16 protein-coding genes and 1 pseudogene are annotated in these 16,378 nt (G+C 56.5%); 13 read left to right on the top strand and 4 right to left on the bottom strand.

Translation table 11 applies throughout. The features are described from left to right. Window positions 1-13 precede the first annotated feature (13 nt). The 9 genes and pseudogenes from trpB to K5621_RS08320 all read left to right on the top strand — a co-directional run. Window positions 14-1,243, top strand: a complete 1,230-nt coding sequence (gene trpB, locus K5621_RS08360) for a tryptophan synthase subunit beta (RefSeq protein ID WP_221050914.1) — start codon at window positions 14-16, stop codon at window positions 1,241-1,243. Then, window positions 1,240-2,043 carry a tryptophan synthase subunit alpha gene (gene trpA, locus K5621_RS08355; protein WP_054745512.1) on the top strand — a complete coding sequence of 268 codons (804 nt, stop codon included), beginning with the start codon at window positions 1,240-1,242 and terminating at the stop codon, window positions 2,041-2,043. Before trpB ends, trpA begins: the two co-directional genes overlap by 4 nt. 354 nt (window positions 2,044-2,397) lie before the next feature. Continuing rightward, on the top strand, window positions 2,398-2,817 hold the full coding sequence (locus K5621_RS08350; RefSeq protein WP_100142446.1) for a GNAT family N-acetyltransferase: 420 nt from the start codon (window positions 2,398-2,400) through the stop codon (window positions 2,815-2,817). Window positions 2,818-2,908: 91 nt separating this feature from the next. Beyond that, the gene (locus tag K5621_RS08345; protein ID WP_025886772.1) at window positions 2,909-3,271 is read left to right on the top strand and encodes an MmcQ/YjbR family DNA-binding protein; all 363 of its coding nucleotides are present in this window, start codon (window positions 2,909-2,911) and stop codon (window positions 3,269-3,271) included. Between the two features lie 32 nt (window positions 3,272-3,303). After that, the gene (locus tag K5621_RS08340) at window positions 3,304-3,522 is read left to right on the top strand and encodes a DUF6500 family protein (RefSeq protein ID WP_039032896.1); all 219 of its coding nucleotides are present in this window, start codon (window positions 3,304-3,306) and stop codon (window positions 3,520-3,522) included. 126 nt (window positions 3,523-3,648) lie between these two features. Continuing rightward, window positions 3,649-4,425, top strand: a complete 777-nt coding sequence (locus K5621_RS08335) for a hypothetical protein (protein WP_221050913.1) — start codon at window positions 3,649-3,651, stop codon at window positions 4,423-4,425. A 3-nt stretch (window positions 4,426-4,428) separates the two neighbouring features. Then, a complete protein-coding gene (locus K5621_RS08330) occupies window positions 4,429-4,887 on the top strand; it encodes a hypothetical protein (RefSeq protein WP_221050912.1) in 459 nt (152 codons plus the stop codon). Between the two features lie 149 nt (window positions 4,888-5,036). Beyond that, the gene (locus tag K5621_RS08325; protein ID WP_221050911.1) at window positions 5,037-5,888 is read left to right on the top strand and encodes a sulfurtransferase; all 852 of its coding nucleotides are present in this window, start codon (window positions 5,037-5,039) and stop codon (window positions 5,886-5,888) included. Between the two features lie 251 nt (window positions 5,889-6,139). Continuing rightward, window positions 6,140-6,547, top strand: a pseudogene (locus K5621_RS08320) (M24 family metallopeptidase); the annotation flags it as partial. Between the two features lie 10 nt (window positions 6,548-6,557). On the opposite strand, the gene K5621_RS08315 reads toward K5621_RS08320, so the two are convergent. The 4 genes from K5621_RS08315 to K5621_RS08300 are packed head-to-tail and all read right to left on the bottom strand — an operon-like array spanning window position 6,558 to window position 10,420. Then, window positions 6,558-7,688, bottom strand: coding sequence for an ABC transporter permease (locus K5621_RS08315; RefSeq protein WP_221050910.1), 1,131 nt, complete (start codon window positions 7,686-7,688; stop codon window positions 6,558-6,560). Continuing rightward, window positions 7,678-8,673, bottom strand: a complete 996-nt coding sequence (locus K5621_RS08310; RefSeq protein ID WP_129978950.1) for an ABC transporter ATP-binding protein — start codon at window positions 8,671-8,673, stop codon at window positions 7,678-7,680. The genes K5621_RS08315 and K5621_RS08310 overlap by 11 nt, the downstream gene beginning before the upstream one ends. Further along, a complete protein-coding gene (locus K5621_RS08305; protein WP_221050909.1) occupies window positions 8,670-9,614 on the bottom strand; it encodes an HlyD family secretion protein in 945 nt (314 codons plus the stop codon). The genes K5621_RS08310 and K5621_RS08305 overlap by 4 nt, the downstream gene beginning before the upstream one ends. Continuing rightward, on the bottom strand, window positions 9,611-10,420 hold the full coding sequence (locus K5621_RS08300; RefSeq protein ID WP_221050908.1) for a TetR/AcrR family transcriptional regulator: 810 nt from the start codon (window positions 10,418-10,420) through the stop codon (window positions 9,611-9,613). The genes K5621_RS08305 and K5621_RS08300 overlap by 4 nt, the downstream gene beginning before the upstream one ends. A gap of 504 nt (window positions 10,421-10,924) precedes the next feature. Between K5621_RS08300 and K5621_RS08295 the strand changes: the two genes are divergently transcribed. The 4 genes from K5621_RS08295 to K5621_RS08280 are packed head-to-tail and all read left to right on the top strand — an operon-like array spanning window position 10,925 to window position 16,356. Continuing rightward, on the top strand, window positions 10,925-12,493 hold the full coding sequence (locus K5621_RS08295; RefSeq protein ID WP_221050907.1) for a pyridoxal phosphate-dependent decarboxylase family protein: 1,569 nt from the start codon (window positions 10,925-10,927) through the stop codon (window positions 12,491-12,493). Between the two features lie 10 nt (window positions 12,494-12,503). Beyond that, a complete protein-coding gene (locus tag K5621_RS08290; protein ID WP_221050906.1) occupies window positions 12,504-13,850 on the top strand; it encodes a lysine N(6)-hydroxylase/L-ornithine N(5)-oxygenase family protein in 1,347 nt (448 codons plus the stop codon). Continuing rightward, complete coding sequence (locus tag K5621_RS08285) at window positions 13,850-14,467, top strand: GNAT family N-acetyltransferase (protein ID WP_221050905.1); 618 nt, start codon at window positions 13,850-13,852, stop codon at window positions 14,465-14,467. The genes K5621_RS08290 and K5621_RS08285 overlap by 1 nt, the downstream gene beginning before the upstream one ends. Then, the gene (locus K5621_RS08280; protein WP_221050904.1) at window positions 14,464-16,356 is read left to right on the top strand and encodes an IucA/IucC family protein; all 1,893 of its coding nucleotides are present in this window, start codon (window positions 14,464-14,466) and stop codon (window positions 16,354-16,356) included. The genes K5621_RS08285 and K5621_RS08280 overlap by 4 nt, the downstream gene beginning before the upstream one ends. Window positions 16,357-16,378: the final 22 nt, after the last annotated feature.

The following is a 16,378-nucleotide window of genomic DNA, read 5'->3' as shown; positions in this document are numbered from 1 at the left end:
TAAGGAAAGCAGTATGAGCGAGTTAAAACTCAACCCTTATTTCGGGGAATACGGCGGCATGTATGTGCCGCAGATTTTGATACCGGCACTGAAGCAGTTGGAAAGTGCCTTTGTCGAGGCCCAGAATGATCCCGCCTTTCAGGCCGAGTTCACCGAGCTTTTGAAAAACTATGCCGGGCGTCCCACCGCCTTGACCCTGACCCGTAACCTGTCGCCCAATGACAAGGTGAAAATCTACCTCAAGCGTGAAGATCTGCTGCACGGCGGCGCCCACAAGACCAACCAGGTGCTGGGACAGGCGCTACTGGCAAAACGTATGGGTAAAAAAGAGATCATCGCCGAAACCGGCGCCGGTCAACACGGGGTGGCCACCGCCCTGGCCTGCGCCCTGCTGGGTCTTAAGTGTAAAATCTACATGGGCGCCAAAGATGTGGAGCGCCAAAGCCCCAATGTGTTCCGCATGCGTTTGATGGGCGCCGAGGTCATTGCTGTCACCTCAGGCTCGGCCACTCTCAAAGATGCCTGCAACGAGGCGATGCGCGACTGGTCCGGCAGCTATGAAAAGGCGCACTACCTGCTGGGTACCGCCGCCGGGCCTCACCCCTTCCCCACCATAGTCAGGGAGTTCCAGCGCATGATAGGCGCCGAAACCAAGGCGCAGATCCTTGAGCGTGAAGGCCGACTGCCGGACGCCGTCATTGCCTGTGTTGGCGGCGGCTCCAACGCCATAGGTATGTTTGCCGACTTCATAGATGAAGCCTCGGTGCGCCTCATAGGCGTTGAGCCGGCCGGAAAAGGCATAGATACGCCGATGCACGGCGCGCCGCTGCGGCACGGCAAGACAGGCATCTTTTTTGGCATGAAGGCGCCCTTGATGCAGGACAGCAACGGCCAGATAGAAGAGTCTTACTCCATCTCTGCCGGGTTGGATTTCCCCTCTGTCGGCCCGCAACACGCCCACCTCAACGCCACCGGACGCGCCACCTATGAGTCGGCCACCGATGAAGAGGCGCTGGAGGCCTTCCAGTTACTGGCCCGCTGCGAAGGGATTATTCCGGCACTGGAGTCGGCCCACGCGCTGGCCTATGCTATCAGGCTGGCCAAAGAGTGCCGCGAAGAAACCATACTGGTGGTTAACCTCTCCGGCCGCGGCGATAAAGACATATTTACCGTTTCCGATATCCTGGCAGAGCGCCAGGCTGCATCTGCGCAGTCAGATAAATCACAGGAGTCACAGGCATGAGTACACGTTATCAAACCACTTTTGCCCGGCTGCAGGCCGAAGGCCGCGGCGCCTTTGTTCCCTTTGTGACACTGGGCGATCCCGGCCCTGAGCTGTCGCTGCAGATTATCGACACCCTGATTGCCCATGGCGCCGACGCCCTTGAGCTGGGCTTCCCCTTTTCCGACCCGCTGGCCGATGGCCCGGTGATCCAGGGCGCCAACTTACGGGCGCTGGCTGCCGGCACTACTCCAGCCAAGTGCTTCGAGCTTATCGCCGAGGTACGCAGCCGTTATCCCGAGTTGCCCATCGGCCTGCTGTTGTACGCCAATCTGGTGTACGCCAACGGCATCGATAACTTCTATCGCCGCGCCGCCGAGGCCGGGGTGGATTCAGTGCTGATAGCCGATGTGCCGGTTGAGGAAGCCGCACCTTTTATAGAAGCCGCCAAGGCCCATGCCATAGCGCCTATCTTTATTGCGCCACCCAATGCCGATGATGATACCCTCAAGGCGGTGAGTGAAGCCGGTGAAGGCTACACCTATCTGCTGTCCCGCGCCGGGGTAACAGGCGCCGACAATAAGGCCGGAATGCCGGTGGATGAGGTACTGGCCAAGCTCAAAGCCTTCGATGCGCCGCCTCCACTGTTGGGGTTCGGTATTGCCGAGCCGGCTCAGGTCAGCGCCGCAATTGCCGCCGGCGCCGCCGGTGCCATCTCGGGCTCTGCCGTGGTCAGGATCATTGAGCAACACCCAAATGCACCCGATATGCTACTGAGCACTCTGGCCGACTTTACCCGTGCCATGAAGGACGCCAGCTAATCTCAGCCCTCTTTAATCCTCCAGCCAGGGTATTCCCTGGCTTTTTTATGTTTGCCTTACAATGACTTTGCGCTTGTTACTTGTGTTGGCACAGGGTAACAAGATACCCTTGAATCATTCTCTATGCGGTTGCAAAGAGAAGCATGTAAAACCGAGATCCTTGTATCAAGCTAATCATCTCGGCTTCAGGGACTTTCGGCCATGTGGTAACCATTGTCTTATAAACTTTTTAAAATACTGTTTTAAAACAATATTTACCAGTAGTACCTTCGAAGAGAATCGCGACTCCAAACGCTTTGCCAGTCGTTTGAAAATCAGCACTCTGGCCGCCTCTTTCACACCAAGGAAATCGGTATGCAGATTGACCTTTTACAGCAAGTTGATGATGACCTGCAAAATGAGCTTATCGACAAGCTCAGAACCTATAATCACGAGTATATGGGCAAGGAGACCAGTCAACCTCTGGCCGCCATCGCCCGCGACTCCAAGGGGCAACTCATTGGTGGCGTGAGTGGCCGCAGCATCTATCGCCAGTTGCTGATTGAGGTGGTTTGGGTCGCGAAGGAGCATAGAGGTTCAGGTCTTGGCAGCCGCTTAATGGCTCTGTGCGAGCAAGAGGCAATCAAACGAGGGTGCCTGGCTGCGCAGCTCGACACTTTGTCGTTTCAGGCGCCGGCATTTTATGCCAAACAAGGGTTTGAAGTTGTCGGCTCGGTCAGCGGAATTCCCGGCAGTCCGGACAGGTATTTTATGTGTAAACGCTTCAATGACTGAAGGCCTGGCTACGACATGCCCCTCCCCTTCAACAAAACGTCGACTGAAGCCGGTAATATCATGCTCCTCCACCCAAATGACAGAGGACGCCATGACACTGACACAACTCAAGAAACTGTTGCAGCAATGCCCCAACGCCACTGCCGACTATCCTTTTGGTCCTGAGGCCAGAGTCTATAAGGTCATGGGTAAGATGTTTGCCCTGCTGGCCGAGCAGGAAACGCCCCCTAGGGTGACACTCAAGGCCAAACCTGCCGACGTGCAGGCACTGATCGATAGCTTTGAGGCGATAGTGCCCGGCTATTACATGAATAAGCAGCATTGGTTCACGCTAACCTTGAATGGTGAGGTCAGCGAGGATATGCTCCGTGACCTGATTGAGGCATCCTACGCCCTGGTTGTCAGTAAACTGACCAAGGCGCAACAAGCCCAGTTGCAACAGCAAAACACCTAAAAATGACTTTTCAGATTGAGGGAACAATCGAGATGCGTGCCAGCCTGCGACAAAAAGTTATCCATGTCTGCCAGCAAAAAATCGCCCAGAAGGGCGAGAACGTTGGCGTCTCCTTCTATGCCTTCTTTGCCAACAAGAATGATGATCCCGAGTTGCTCATGGAGGCCGCTAGCTGGTGGATCCAGACCCACAAACTGGATCACTTTGAGAAGGCCCGCAAAATTCTGCAAATGGTGCAAGCCGGGCAATAACCTAGGTGACAGGATCCTACCGGCATAGAAGCTTTAAACAGATCTCCCGTTCGGCACTCGATGCCATGGGTAAGCCCTTCCCTATTTTGCATCTGTCGCTTGATACCTCAAAAGGATAACTGATTGATGTCCAAGGAAGATGAGTTAAACAAAAAATATCGCGCTCTGCCCCGCGGCGCTCGTTGGCACTTAAAGCTGGATGCCGATGGACGAGCCTACTTTATTGGCAGACAGCAAACCCTGGCTACCATCTGGGGCTTTATCATGCTGGTTCCCCTGTCGGCCTCAAGTTTAATGGCTGTGGTGCTGACAGGTAAATCACAGGTATTTCATGCCATCTCGGCCTTGCTGTTGTTAACCCTGGCAATTGGCTGTTTGGGGGTAAGAAGGCGTTGGCTGTTTAACCCCAAAAGCGCTGAGATTCAAGAATACACCGGCTGGTGGCGTATAAAAGCCAAGCCCCGCAAAACCCTGCGCTACAGTCAACTCTCTATTCATATTACCCCACTGGCGCAAACGCCCAATGGGGTACAGCTGGTGCTGCTCGGACAGCGCCACACCCTGACAGATCTGGCAGAAGCGCTGGCACTGATAGGCTTTTTGCGCGGCTGCGCCGGCCCGCTTGCAGTCAATGAACTTGAAGTTTATGAAAAAGTCACTGCCTGGCCCGAGTTGAAAGCCGTGCCCTTTGACACAGCTCCAAGCGATTCGGCGCCGGAGGCCGAGAGCCAGGCCGCAACATCCCCCCATACCGAAACCAAGCCTCTGAAAGCCGCGACGCAAACTGGTCAATCCAGCAGTCAGTACCGGCCCATTTGGGAGCAACACCTGATGTGGAAACTGGCACTGCCGCTGCCGCTTTTTGCCCTGCTCGGACTGTTGATGACACGCTTAGGGAGCTGAGCCATGGCGCACTGGAACAAGTATTCCTCACAAAGGGCCGAGTTGGTGTTTGGCCGCTGGACCTGGTTAATCGGCCTGCCGCTGGCGGCGCTGACTCTGGCACAGGTGTATTTCGGGCTTAACCCTGAATTGCTGCTCGGTTGGGCCATGGGGGCAACACTCGGCTGGCACGCGTTGTTCTGTCGCCATAAAATCTTGATAGACAAAAATACCTGTGTGCTGGAGCACAGCATTCGCAGTATCTACCCCATAGGGCAACTCAAGGTGCCACTGGCCGAAATCAGCGGATTTTGCCTCTGCCCCCACTTCGGCGAGCCCAGATACTGGGACTTGATCTTGATGCTCAAGGATGGTCAGAGAGTGACGTTGCTGAGACGTAAGGGCAAGGCCGCCATGCAGGAGCTGGGTAAAGAACTGGCCGATGTCAGCGGCCTGGCCTATGACGAAGAGTTCAAAGACTGAATCCATAACCGTCTATGCCGGCATAACGGCGATAAAACCATCAGATACCAAGCCATTGATAAAGTAACCGCTTGAGAAATCCGTAGCGCTCCAGTAAGTTGGGCCAAGTTTCATTGCTTGGTGCCGTTACCGAGCTTTAAGGAGTCGAGATGCAATCTGCACTGGTAAGCAGCGAGTGGTTGGCCGCTCATCTTTCTGATCCCAAGTTGGTCATTTTGGATGCCAGCATGGACAAGGTGATAGGCCGCGAGCCGATAGTCTACGATGAGCCCTGCTTTATTGCCGGTGCCCGGCGGCTGGATCTGGAGCGGGAGTGCACAGATCTGCAGTCCAGCGAGTTACACGCCCTGCCGAGTCAGGCCCAATTTACCGAGCTGGTGCAGCGGCTCGGCATCGAAGATGACAGTACTGTCGTCATCTATGACAACCAGGGTATCTACTCATCGCCCCGGGGCTGGTGGTGTTTCAAAGTCATGGGCTTTGAGCAGGTGTTTGTTCTCGATGGCGGTCTGCCCAAATGGCTCAAAGAGCAACGCCCCTGTACCGACAAGCCAGCGACCGAGTTTCCGCTCGGTAACGCCTGTGGGCAATATCAAGCGGAAAAGGTCTGTAACGCCCCCCAGGTATTGGATACCCTGGCAGGCAAGCAGGCCATGATACTGGATGCCAGGGCCAGTTCACGCTTTCTCGGCCAGAGTCCCGAACCCAGAGAAGGCGTGCGCAGCGGCCATATTCCCGGCGCCGTGAATCTGCCGTTTGCCGAAGTGCTGGAGGGCGACAGCCTGAAACCTCAGCCGGCACTGGAGCAGATTTTTCTGCATCTGGGGGCCATGGACGCCAGACGCAGCGGCAAGCCTTTGATCTTCAGTTGCGGCTCAGGGATCACCGCCTGTATTTTAATCCTGGCGGCCTATCAGGTACGCCTCGATGCCCTGATACTCTACGATGGCTCCTGGGCCGACTGGGGCAGCAAGGCCCATCTGCCGCTGGCAACAAGTTAAGACCAAAGCCGTTATAAACCAAAGCGGTTAAATATCAGGGCGGTTAAAAATCAGGGCTGTTAAAAACCAACTCTCGCTTTCAGCCCAACTGAAGGCGAGCAGCAAACGGTTCTCTAGCTTCACCTTCCCCCTCAATCTCAAGCCTGCTTCCCCAAGCAGGCTTGTTAACATTGTCCCGCCCATCAGCTTCCCCCTCCCAAAGAGAGCCAAGGCTGCTTATGCTTGTCTAAAGAAAAGCCTTAAGCCCTTTCCTTAAGGCGCGCCCGGCCAGCAAGGGCCAATACGGCTATGCCTATGTGCTCAACAGCTCGGTCAATGAAGTCGTGTGTCACGGGGTTCCGTCGGAGCAGCAGTTGCTGAAGGCCAGCGATATTGTCAATCTGGATATTACCCTCGAAAAAGATGGTTTTATTGCCGACTCCAGCAAGATGTACCTGATGCCACAGGCATCGCCTTTGGCCAAACGCCTGGAACTGCGAGCCGGTATGTGTTTTACCATAGAGCCGATGATCAACCAGGGCGGCGCCAAAATAAAGACCAAGAAAGATGGCTGGACAGTAGTGACCCGGGATAAAAAACTCTCGGCCCAGTGGGAGCACACCATACTGGTGACAGATACCGGCTATGAAGTGCTGACCCTCAGAGATGAAGAGCGCTGAACCACAGCGCTCATCCCAAACGCTTGCGGAACCTCAATGAAGCGAGCAACACGCCTCCCAGGGTGAACGCCCCCAGCCAAAAGGCATCTTTAGCCAACATCAGAATATCGGCCTCACGCAGGACTATGGCGCGCACCATACGTATAAAGTGCGTCGCCGGCAGCGCTTCGGCAATCCACTGCGCCGCAATTGGCATAGCTTCGTAAGGAAACATAAACCCTGACAACAGAATAGAGGGCAGCAGGATAAATACCGTCAGCTGCATCGCCTGCAATTGGGTCTTGGCAATGGTGCTGATCACCAGGCCCAGGCTGAGGCTGGCAAAGATAAACAGCAAAGAGGCCAGCAACAAGCTGTCCAGACCGCCGCGCACAGGCACACCGAACAGGAAGTGGCCCACGCTGAGGATAATACTCACCTGAATAAGCCCCACCAGCACATAGGGGATGATTTTCCCCACCATCAGCTCCATGGGTTTGACCGGAGTGGTGATCAAAAACTCCATATTGCCCTGCTCTCTTTCCCTGACAATGGCGGCAGAGGTGAACATGATCATTGTCATGGTCAAAATCACCGCCAGCAAGCCGGGCACTATGTTAACCACAGTGCGCTGCTCCGGGTTGAAATACTGCACCACCTCAAAGCTTGGCACCCGGCTTTGGCTGCTGAAACCGGCCACTTCATCCAGCGGCATGCTTCTCAGGCTACGAATCGCGGCGGCGATAACCGTATCCGAGCCATCCACCAGCCACTGGGCCACGGGCCGGGTAAGCTGGCTGTCGCTTTGACGACGGTCGAAGGCTGGATGATTCACCAGACGGGCATTGAGATCCGCCGGCAAATAGAGCACGGCGCGCACTTCTCCCGAGGTGATGGCCGCCTCGGCCTGTTCGATAGAGGCGTATTTTGCCTTGAAGTCCACCACTTGGGTGGCCTTTACCGCCTGCACCAAGGCCCGACTGTAGCTGCTGGCGGACATATCCACCAAGCCGGCGGGCAGATGCCTGGCATCGGTATTGATGGCGTAGCCAAACAGCAGCAGCTGCACCAGAGGGATCATCACTATCATGCCGAAGGTCATCCTATCCCGCGACAACTGCCTGAGCTCCTTGAGCATGATTGCCAATATCCTAGCCCACATGTCGACCTCCGGTGCAGGATACAAACACATCTTCGAGACTGGGGCGCGCCATGGCGAGCTTGCGCCCATCACAATAGGGGCTGAGAAAGGCGATGGGATCTGTGGCATCACGCCGCACCAACACCCTGAGCCGGGTGCCTACCTGAGCGGCAGAAACAACCTCAGGTAAGGCCACCAGCTGCTGTTTGAGCGCCCTTAGCTGCTCACCGCTCACTTCCACCACGCTGGCGCCCATCTGCTGCATCAATTCGGCCGGGGAGCCATCGGCCCGCTTGGCGCCACGCTCAAGGATGGCCAATGCATGGCAGCGCTCTGCTTCGTCCATGTAGTGGGTTGACACCAAAATAGTGGTCCCGGCGGCGCAGAGATCGAACAGCCGCTCCCAAAACTCGCGGCGGTTTTCCGGATCGACCGCCGAGGTGGGTTCATCGAGAAACAACAGCTCGGGGGAGTGCAGTGTGGCGCAGGCCAGTGCCAGACGCTGCTTCTGACCACCACTCATGGAGCCGGCCAACTGAGACTCCCTGCCCTCCAAGCTATATAGATGCAGTAGCTCTTCAATGCGCGCCTTGCCGCGGCGGCCGAACAGGCCATAAATACTGGCAACAAATCTGAGGTTCTCCAGCACAGACAGATTATCGTAGAGAGAGAACTTCTGGGTCATATAACCTATACGTTGCTTGAGCCTCTCTTCGTTACCGGCAAGCGCCTCTCCCAATACGGTCACCTCACCGGCATCCGGCAACAACAGGCCGGTAAGCAGCCGAATCGCAGTGGACTTGCCGCAACCGTTGGGGCCGAGAAAGCCGTAAATACTGCCACGGGGAATGGCAAGACTGAGATTATCCACCGCGGTCAACTCACCAAAGCGCCGGGTCAGCCCATGAGCTTCAATAGCTAGGGGAGCTTCAATGGCCAGGGAAGAATCAATGGACAAGGTGGCTTGAATGGCCGAAGAAGCACCGGCATCAGCTGACTGAGTCATGGCAGTCGTACCTCCAGCGCCAGCCCTGAGGGCAGAGACTCGGCGCCCTCGACATCGATATCCGTCAGATACATCAATCTGGCACGATCGCGCTCATTAAGGGCATAAAACGGGGTAAATGCCGGTTGGGAACGGATATTTCTGACGGTGCCTTTGAGCGGCTGTTCCACCCCATCGACCCAGACCTCCAGCTTGTCGCCGCGGGAAAGCTTACTGATGGCCGTTTGCGGCAAATAGACTCTGGCATAGGGTTTATCCAGTGCCAAAAGCGCGACAAGTTGAGTGCCCTGAGCCACTCGATCGCCCCTCTTCCAGGGCAATATGTCCACCTCTGATGCCTGCGGCGCCCTGAGACTGAGGTCGTCCAAGGCTTTCTCCTCGGCCTTGAGCGCCGCCGCTGCGGCTGCCACTCTGGCTTCGGCCTGGGCCAGTTGTTCGCTGCGGGTACCGTTTTCCAGTTGCAGCCATTGTTCATTGGCCTGCTCGACCAAGGCCTTGGTGTGATCCCGCTCGGCGATGGCCGCATCCAGCTCCGCCTGCCCCACCACTTTGGCGGCAAACAGCTCGCTGGTGCGCTGATATCTGAGTCTGGCTTCGGTCGCGGCTGCCGTTGCCGCCTCTATGGCGGCTCTGGCCGCCCGCCGCTCTTCTACCCTGGCGCCTTGTTGCAGCTCATCGAACCTGGCGCCGGCCTCAGCCAATTCGGCGCGGCGCTGTGCCACTCTGGCTGCCGCGCTGCGGCTGTCCAATTGCAGCAACAACTGCCCCGCCTCGACCTTGTCACCCTCGGCTACATGGATATCGGCTATCTGCTCGGCAACGGGGGCTGAAAGCTGGATACGATCCCGCTCCAGAGTGCCCATGGCGCGGCTTTCGCCGCTGTCGCCGCAAGCTTGCAACAGCAATAGTGTCGCTGTCAGTATCAGGGATATCTTGTTCATTGGGGTTCCTCACTGCCTGGGTTGGCGGCAATATCCTGGCGCAATAAGCCTTGATGCAGGACTTTGGCATTGTGCTCTGCCAGCTGTTTGAGCCAGGTTTCGTTCAATTCGACGCCGAAGTCCCGCATCAGATGGGCCGGGGCGATCAGCGGAAACACCATCAGGCTGACAAAACTCAGCCGCGCCAAGGTAGGGTCCAGGTTGGGATTGAGGCCTTGATCTTGCCCAAGCTGGCGGATCCACAGCCTCGAGCGGCTGAGCATATCACTGAACACGCTGGCAAGGGCATCGAAGGCTTCACTGCCTTCTCTGTGATTCAATACCTGGATGATAAGCCCGGGCAAGGCCGGGTTGGCAGCCATGGCGCGGTAATAGACCTGCATCAACTCAAATGGCCCGCCAAAACCTGGCTCAGGCCTTTTCTTGCTCGGATCAAGACTCATCTTGCTCCGCTCAGAACCTTTGTTGCTCGGCTCAGGGCTATTGTTACCAAGCTCAGGGCTGTTATTGCCGGGCTCAGGGCTGTTTGCAGAGCCCTCACTGGCAGATTGATGACTTTGCGCGGCATTGTAATGTTTGAAGGCTTCCAGCACAGGAGCGATGGTGTCTCTGACCATGGCCTCAAACAGGCCTGCCTTGGAGCCGAAGTAATAACGGATCATCGCCGCATCCACTCCCGCCTTGCGCGCCAGCTCTCGGGTGGAAACCCGCTCATACCCCTTCAGGGTAAAGCAACTGCGCGCGGCTTCTATCAAAGCATCCCTGGCCCCTGAATGGCCTTTAGGACGACCGGCTGTGGCTTTCATCCCCTGCTCCCCCCAAATTCCTCTTGTGATGAATATACTCAGTTTAGTGCTTATATGGCAGTGAGTTAATTCTCCATTCGTGCCTATGTTGGGGAATTTAGTCGGCCCCATTCAGAGGCAATTGAGCAAGCTTGCTCCACCGTATTCGACTCCCGTCCTTTACCTCTCCGCCGACGGAGCCAATGGGAATTCCATCACTCTTGAGCAAATCGCTCTCAACTCAGTCGCTCTCAACTCAGCCCCCCAATGTTGTAAATGCCGTCTTTGTCCGACCAATTTGTGGTTATGGGTACAGGCTTCTAATCAGACCAGTTACATCTTTACACAAATCAATTGAGAATCATTTGCATCTGTATTTGAGTACATGCTAATTTGTCGCCGCTGTCGTTGAGAAACGGATGACAGCAAAAAAGGAATGGCCCAGGGAAAGGCCGAAGTAGTTCCTTATCCCTGGGTGACTTGTCATTGATGACTGACCTCATGTCAGTCGCAAAGGAGGCAAAAGTGACACACCCCAGCATGGAGCCTGAACAGGCGAGCAATGACCCGAGCTATGATGCCGCCGGCCACCTGCCGTTCGCTCCCCACACTGAACTCTTTGGTATCGCACCCGAATACCACTACTCCCGCTTGATGCAACTGGGCATGGATACCTTGAAACACCGCCTTGAACGGCTGGATGGCCCCAGCAGTGGCATTCGCCCCGAAGAGCTGCAAAGCGCATTTTCCGATATCAATCTTGACCGCCCCCTCGGGGACATGAAGCAAGTTCTGGCCGAACTGGACAAGCTCTATCTCAGCCACGCCATCTACTTCCAACACCCTGATTATCTGGCCCACCTCAACTGCCCTGTAATGCTCACATCCTTGTTGGCCGAGCAGTTGAGTTCTGCCATCAATACTGCGGTGGAAACCTGGGATCAGAGCGCCGGCGGGACTCTGATTGAACAGAAGGTTATCGACTGGGCCTGCGAGCGCGTGGGATATCAAGGATTTGCCGACGGTGTCTTCACTACCGGCGGCACCCAGTCCAACCTGATGGCGCTGCTGCTTGCCAGAGAGTTGGTCGGCAGCCTTGAGCCGGGTCATAGAGGCAATGTTCTGGCCGGCCTGGCTGCCAATGCCCGCCGCTACCGCATTCTCTGCTCTGAATTCAGCCATTTCAGCATCCAAAAAGCGGCCGCACTTTTAGGGTTGGGACACGAGGCGGTGGTGAGTGTCGGCTGTGATACCAATCGGCGCATGGATCCCAAGGCGCTGGCGGGTAAACTCAGGCAGCTCAAAGCGGCAGGACTGCTCCCCATCGCCGTGGTCGCTACCGCTGGGACCACTGACTTTGGCGCCATAGATCCCATAGCGCCCATAGCTGCCCTTTGCCGCGAGTTCGGCTGTTATCTGCATGTGGATGCGGCCTACGGCGGCGCCTTGTTGCTGTCACGCACTCAGCGCCAACGCCTCGAAGGCATAGAGTTGGCCGACTCTGTCAGCCTGGATTTCCATAAGTCCTTCTTCCAGCCCGTGTGCTGCTCGGCGCTGTTGGTCAAGGACAAAGGCGTGCTCGGTTACCTCACCTACCATGCCGATTACCTCAACCCTGAGTCCCAGGCCCAGGCCGGAGTGCCGGATCTGGTCAACAAGAGCCTGCAAACCACCCGCAGGTTTGATGCCCTCAAGCTGTGGCTGAGCCTGAGAGCCGCCGGGCCGGATGCCATAGGCGAAATGTTCGACACCCTGATTGCCACCACAGCCGAGCTTTATAAAAGCTTTAGCCGTTTCCCCGAGTTGCAGACGGCGCAGCGCCCGTCGCTGACCACCCTGGTGTTTCGCTTCAACGACCCGGCACTCGGCAGCGCCGAACTGGATGAATGCAATCGCCATATCCGCACCCGTCTGGCCCGCGAAGGCCGCGCCATGATTGCAGCGACCAAGGTGGCCGGCAGCCAATATCTCAAGTTTACCCTGCTCAACCCTCACACCCGACTCGAGGATATCGAAGCCGTATTGACCGACATCTGCAAAATCGGTCGCGAGCAGGCCCGTCACTACAAGACCAGCGCGCTTTGCAGCGCCTGAGGAGGAACTGATGCAAACCAAAATTTACGATATCCTGGGTATAGGCATCGGCCCCTTTAACCTGAGCCTGGCGGCCCTGGCCGAGCCGCTTTACGGTCTTGAGTGTCTGTTTGTCGATGCCGGTGCCGGTTTCGACTGGCATCCCGGCATGTTGCTGGAATCGTCCAGATTGCAGACCCCTGTCATGTCGGATCTGGTGACCATGGCCGATCCCACCAGCCGCTACAGCTATTTGAACTTCGCCAAACAAACCGGCCGACTCTACAGCTTCTATATCCGCGAAAGCTTCTTCCTGCCGCGGCAGGAATATAATCGCTACTGCCAATGGGTCTGCGCCGAGCTGAGTAACCTTAAATTCAATTTCAAGGTCACCCGGGTCAGTTTCGATGCCGAAACCGACACCTATCTGGTCAAGGGGCAGGACAGAGTCAGTGGCCAAGAGCAGAGCCTGCGTGCCCGTCACCTGGTGCTGGGAACCGGTACCCAGCCCTGGATGCCCCACTTCTGCCCCGGCGCCGACAAGCGAGTACTGCACTCGGCCAACTATCTGCACCGTAAACAGGCGCTGCAGAGCCAAAATGACATCACCATAGTCGGCAGTGGCCAAAGCGCGGCAGAGATCTTCGAAGATCTGCTGCTGGATATCGACAAATACGGTTATCGCCTGCGCTGGCTCACCCGCTCGCCAAGATTCTTCCCGCTTGAGTACACCAAGCTGACTCTGGAGATGACCTCGCCGGAATATATCGACTATTTCCACGCCCTGCCCGAGGCACAGCGCCGCGAACTTATCGGCTCACAGAAGAGCCTCTATAAGGGGATCAACGCCGATCTGATCAACAGCATCTATGATCTGCTTTACCAAAAACGCCTGCACTGTGACTTTGATGTACAGCTGCTGACCAACACGGCACTGCAAAGCGTTCACAGCGACGGACAGCAACTGCTGCTGGGTTGCAGACATACAGAACTTGAGCAGGAGTTTGAGCTGACCAGTTCGGCACTGGTGATGGCCACCGGCTACTGCTACCGATTGCCGGACTTTCTCGAGCCGCTCCACTCGCAGCTGCTGTTCGATCAAAAGGGCGAACCCGATGTCCAGCGTCATTATCACATAGACAAGGCCGGACGAATTTTCGTTCAGAACCTGGGGCTGCACACCCACGGGCTGTGTTCGCCGGATCTGGGAATGGGCTGCTATCGCAACGCCACCATATTGCGGCAGATCCTGGGCACAGCACCTTACGAGATAGAGCAGCAAATTGCCTTCCAAAGCTTTGGTATTCCCAAGCAAGACGCCAGTGCGCCCAAACGCCGGCACAGCAGCAATCAAGCGTTGCAGCGGGAGGCCAGCTGATGGCCTCTCAAACAGTAGTTAATCCGGCTGCCTTCACGGCCGGCTTTAGCGCCAGATACGGCTTTGCGCAGGGCAAGCGCCTCAAGGTCAACGACTTTGATTTTTGTGCCTATCGGGAAAGCGAACACTTTGACACCCTGAGCGACTGGCTCGGCCGCGACTATGCCGCCTTCTGGGGCATGCAATCCTTAACGCCCACCGAGCGCCGCGTTGAGCTCGCCCCCACTGCAGATAAGTTTGGCCTGATGGCCTATCGCGACGCAGAGCCTGTGCTCTATACCGAGCTGTACGATCCCCGCTTTGATGAAGTGGGCCAACACTTTGACTGCCAGCACGGCGATTGCGGCATGCATTTGCTGCTGGCTCCTCCCACTAAGCCGCAGCGCGGTTTCAGCCGCCAGGCCATCACGGCTGTGATGTCTCTGATACTGCAGCATCTGGGCTTTGCCCGCCTGGTGGTAGAGCCGGATATCAACAACCAAAAGATTCACCCGCTGAACCGTGCGGTAGGCATCTGCTACAGCCACGCCATTCAACTCGAAAACAAACAAGCCATGCTGGGTTTTTGCACCCTGCCTGGGTTCAGTGCCGCACTGGCAACAGGAGCCACACAATGACAACATCCATTATCGAACAGACCCGCCTCAGCCATCTGACGCCCGCCATTTGGAACCAGGCAAGCCGCCATCTGCTGGCGAAAATTCTCAGTGAATTCAGTCATGAAAAGCTAATAGCGCCAGAGCTGTTGTTGCCAGCAGAAGCTGAGCAAGAGGCCTGTTGGCAGCTCAAGCTGGATACCCGGGATGGTCAGCTCTGCTACCGCTTCAGCGGCCGTCGTTATCAGCTGGATCACCTGCAGATAGCGCCGGATTCCATCGAGTGTTTCAAAGATGGCGAGCAGCAACAGCCGGACGCCATGCTGCTTATCATCGCCCTCAAGGAGAGACTCGGCATAAGCGATGCACTGCTGCCCACTTATCTTGAAGAGATCACCAGCACCCTCTACAGCAAGGCCTTCAAACTCCTGTGGCAGGCAAAGCCGGTGCAGGAGCTGGTGGATTGCGACTATCAGCAGATAGAAGCGGCCATGACCGAAGGCCATCCAGTATTTGTCGCCAACAACGGTCGCATAGGTTTTGATGTCGATGACTGGCGGGCCTTTACGCCGGAGAGCGGCCAACCGTTGCAACTCGAGTGGCTGGCGGTCAGCAGTGAACATACCAGCCTGGCGCTGATAGCAGGGCTCGACTATCGCCAACTGCTGCAAGATGAGTTGGGCGATGCCTTGCTGCTCAGATTTGAGCAGAAGATCCGGCAACAGGGCAAAAACCCGGACGATTACTTTCTGATGCCCGTTCATCCATGGCAGTGGCGCGAAAAGATCAGCCGCATATTCGCCGCCGATCTGGCCCGCGATCGCCTCATTCACCTGGGACAAGGCCGTGATGAATATCAGGTGCAGCAATCCATCCGCACCTTCTTCAACCTGAGCCAACCCAAGCGTTGTTACGTGAAGACGGCGCTGTCGATTCTCAACATGGGCTTTATGCGGGGTTTATCGCCCTACTACATGAGCCGCACCCCGGAGATCAACGCCTTTGTCGCCGAGCTTATCGACAGCGACCCTTTCTTTGCCAAGCAAAGATTTGTGCTGCTTAGGGAGATCGCCGCCATCGGCTATCACCACAAATACTATGAGCAGGCGCTGGAGAAAGACACCCCCTACAAGAAGATGCTCTCGGCACTGTGGCGTGAAAGCCCTTATGCTCTCAGCTTCCAGGGCGAGCCTTTAGTAAAACCCGGCCAGCAACTGATGACCCTGGCGGCGCTGCTGCACCAGGACAATCAGCAGCAGAGCCTGCTGGCGGCGCTTATCGAGGCTTCCCCCCTGAGCGCCCACGACTGGATGAGCCGGCTGCTGGATCTCTACCTTACCCCCTTGCTGCACGCCTTCTTTGCCTACGATCTGGTGTTTATGCCCCATGGCGAGAACCTTATTCTGGTGCTGGATGACAAGGTGCCTGTCACCATATTGATGAAGGACATAGGCGAAGAAGTCGCAATTCTCAACGGCAGTGCGCCGCTGCCGGGACGGGTGGCGCAACTGGCGGTCTCGCTCGAAGAGGAGATGAAGCTCAACTACATACTGCTGGATATTTTCGACTGCATCTTCCGCTTTATGGCGCCGCTGCTCGATAGCCACACCAGCCTGAGTGAACAGGGATTCTGGAGCCTGGTGGCCGGAAAGGTACGTGATTATCAGGCTTCCCACCCCCTGTTTGCCGATAAGTATCGCCGCTACGATCTGTTCCAGCCGACCTTTGTCCGCACCTGCCTGAACCGGATCCAACTCAATAACAACCAGCAGATGATAGATCTCGAAGACAGGGAAAAGAACCTGCGCTTTGCCGGCGATATTGACAATCCACTGCACCCCTTTGCCGCCAGCCACAGCTTTGGCGTGGCACCCACCCAGGCCGAGCGTCTTGCAGACCCGGCCTTATAACCCTTCCAGGAAGTAATAGGAA

This window comes from Shewanella carassii (assembly GCF_019670705.1).
Classification (GTDB): Bacteria; Pseudomonadota; Gammaproteobacteria; order Enterobacterales; family Shewanellaceae; genus Shewanella; species Shewanella carassii.
The sequence above is the reverse complement of the archived record's forward strand: the minus strand, read 5'-3'. Positions and strand labels throughout refer to the sequence as shown.

Bases quoted from the DNA above. Each gene is read 5' to 3' on its own strand.
- trpB (WP_221050914.1), top strand. From the start codon at position 14: ATGAGCGAGTTAAAACTCAACCCTTATTTCGGGGAATACGGCGGCATG.
- trpA (WP_054745512.1), top strand. From the start codon at position 1,240: ATGAGTACACGTTATCAAACCACTTTTGCCCGGCTGCAGGCCGAAGGC.
- K5621_RS08350 (WP_100142446.1), top strand. From the start codon at position 2,398: ATGCAGATTGACCTTTTACAGCAAGTTGATGATGACCTGCAAAATGAG.
- K5621_RS08345 (WP_025886772.1), top strand. From the start codon at position 2,909: ATGACACTGACACAACTCAAGAAACTGTTGCAGCAATGCCCCAACGCC.
- K5621_RS08340 (WP_039032896.1), top strand. From the start codon at position 3,304: ATGCGTGCCAGCCTGCGACAAAAAGTTATCCATGTCTGCCAGCAAAAA.
- K5621_RS08335 (WP_221050913.1), top strand. From the start codon at position 3,649: ATGTCCAAGGAAGATGAGTTAAACAAAAAATATCGCGCTCTGCCCCGC.
- K5621_RS08330 (WP_221050912.1), top strand. From the start codon at position 4,429: ATGGCGCACTGGAACAAGTATTCCTCACAAAGGGCCGAGTTGGTGTTT.
- K5621_RS08325 (WP_221050911.1), top strand. From the start codon at position 5,037: ATGCAATCTGCACTGGTAAGCAGCGAGTGGTTGGCCGCTCATCTTTCT.
- K5621_RS08315 (WP_221050910.1), bottom strand. From the start codon at position 7,688: ATGTGGGCTAGGATATTGGCAATCATGCTCAAGGAGCTCAGGCAGTTG.
- K5621_RS08310 (WP_129978950.1), bottom strand. From the start codon at position 8,673: ATGACTCAGTCAGCTGATGCCGGTGCTTCTTCGGCCATTCAAGCCACC.
- K5621_RS08305 (WP_221050909.1), bottom strand. From the start codon at position 9,614: ATGAACAAGATATCCCTGATACTGACAGCGACACTATTGCTGTTGCAA.
- K5621_RS08300 (WP_221050908.1), bottom strand. From the start codon at position 10,420: ATGAAAGCCACAGCCGGTCGTCCTAAAGGCCATTCAGGGGCCAGGGAT.
- K5621_RS08290 (WP_221050906.1), top strand. From the start codon at position 12,504: ATGCAAACCAAAATTTACGATATCCTGGGTATAGGCATCGGCCCCTTT.
- K5621_RS08285 (WP_221050905.1), top strand. From the start codon at position 13,850: ATGGCCTCTCAAACAGTAGTTAATCCGGCTGCCTTCACGGCCGGCTTT.
- K5621_RS08280 (WP_221050904.1), top strand. From the start codon at position 14,464: ATGACAACATCCATTATCGAACAGACCCGCCTCAGCCATCTGACGCCC.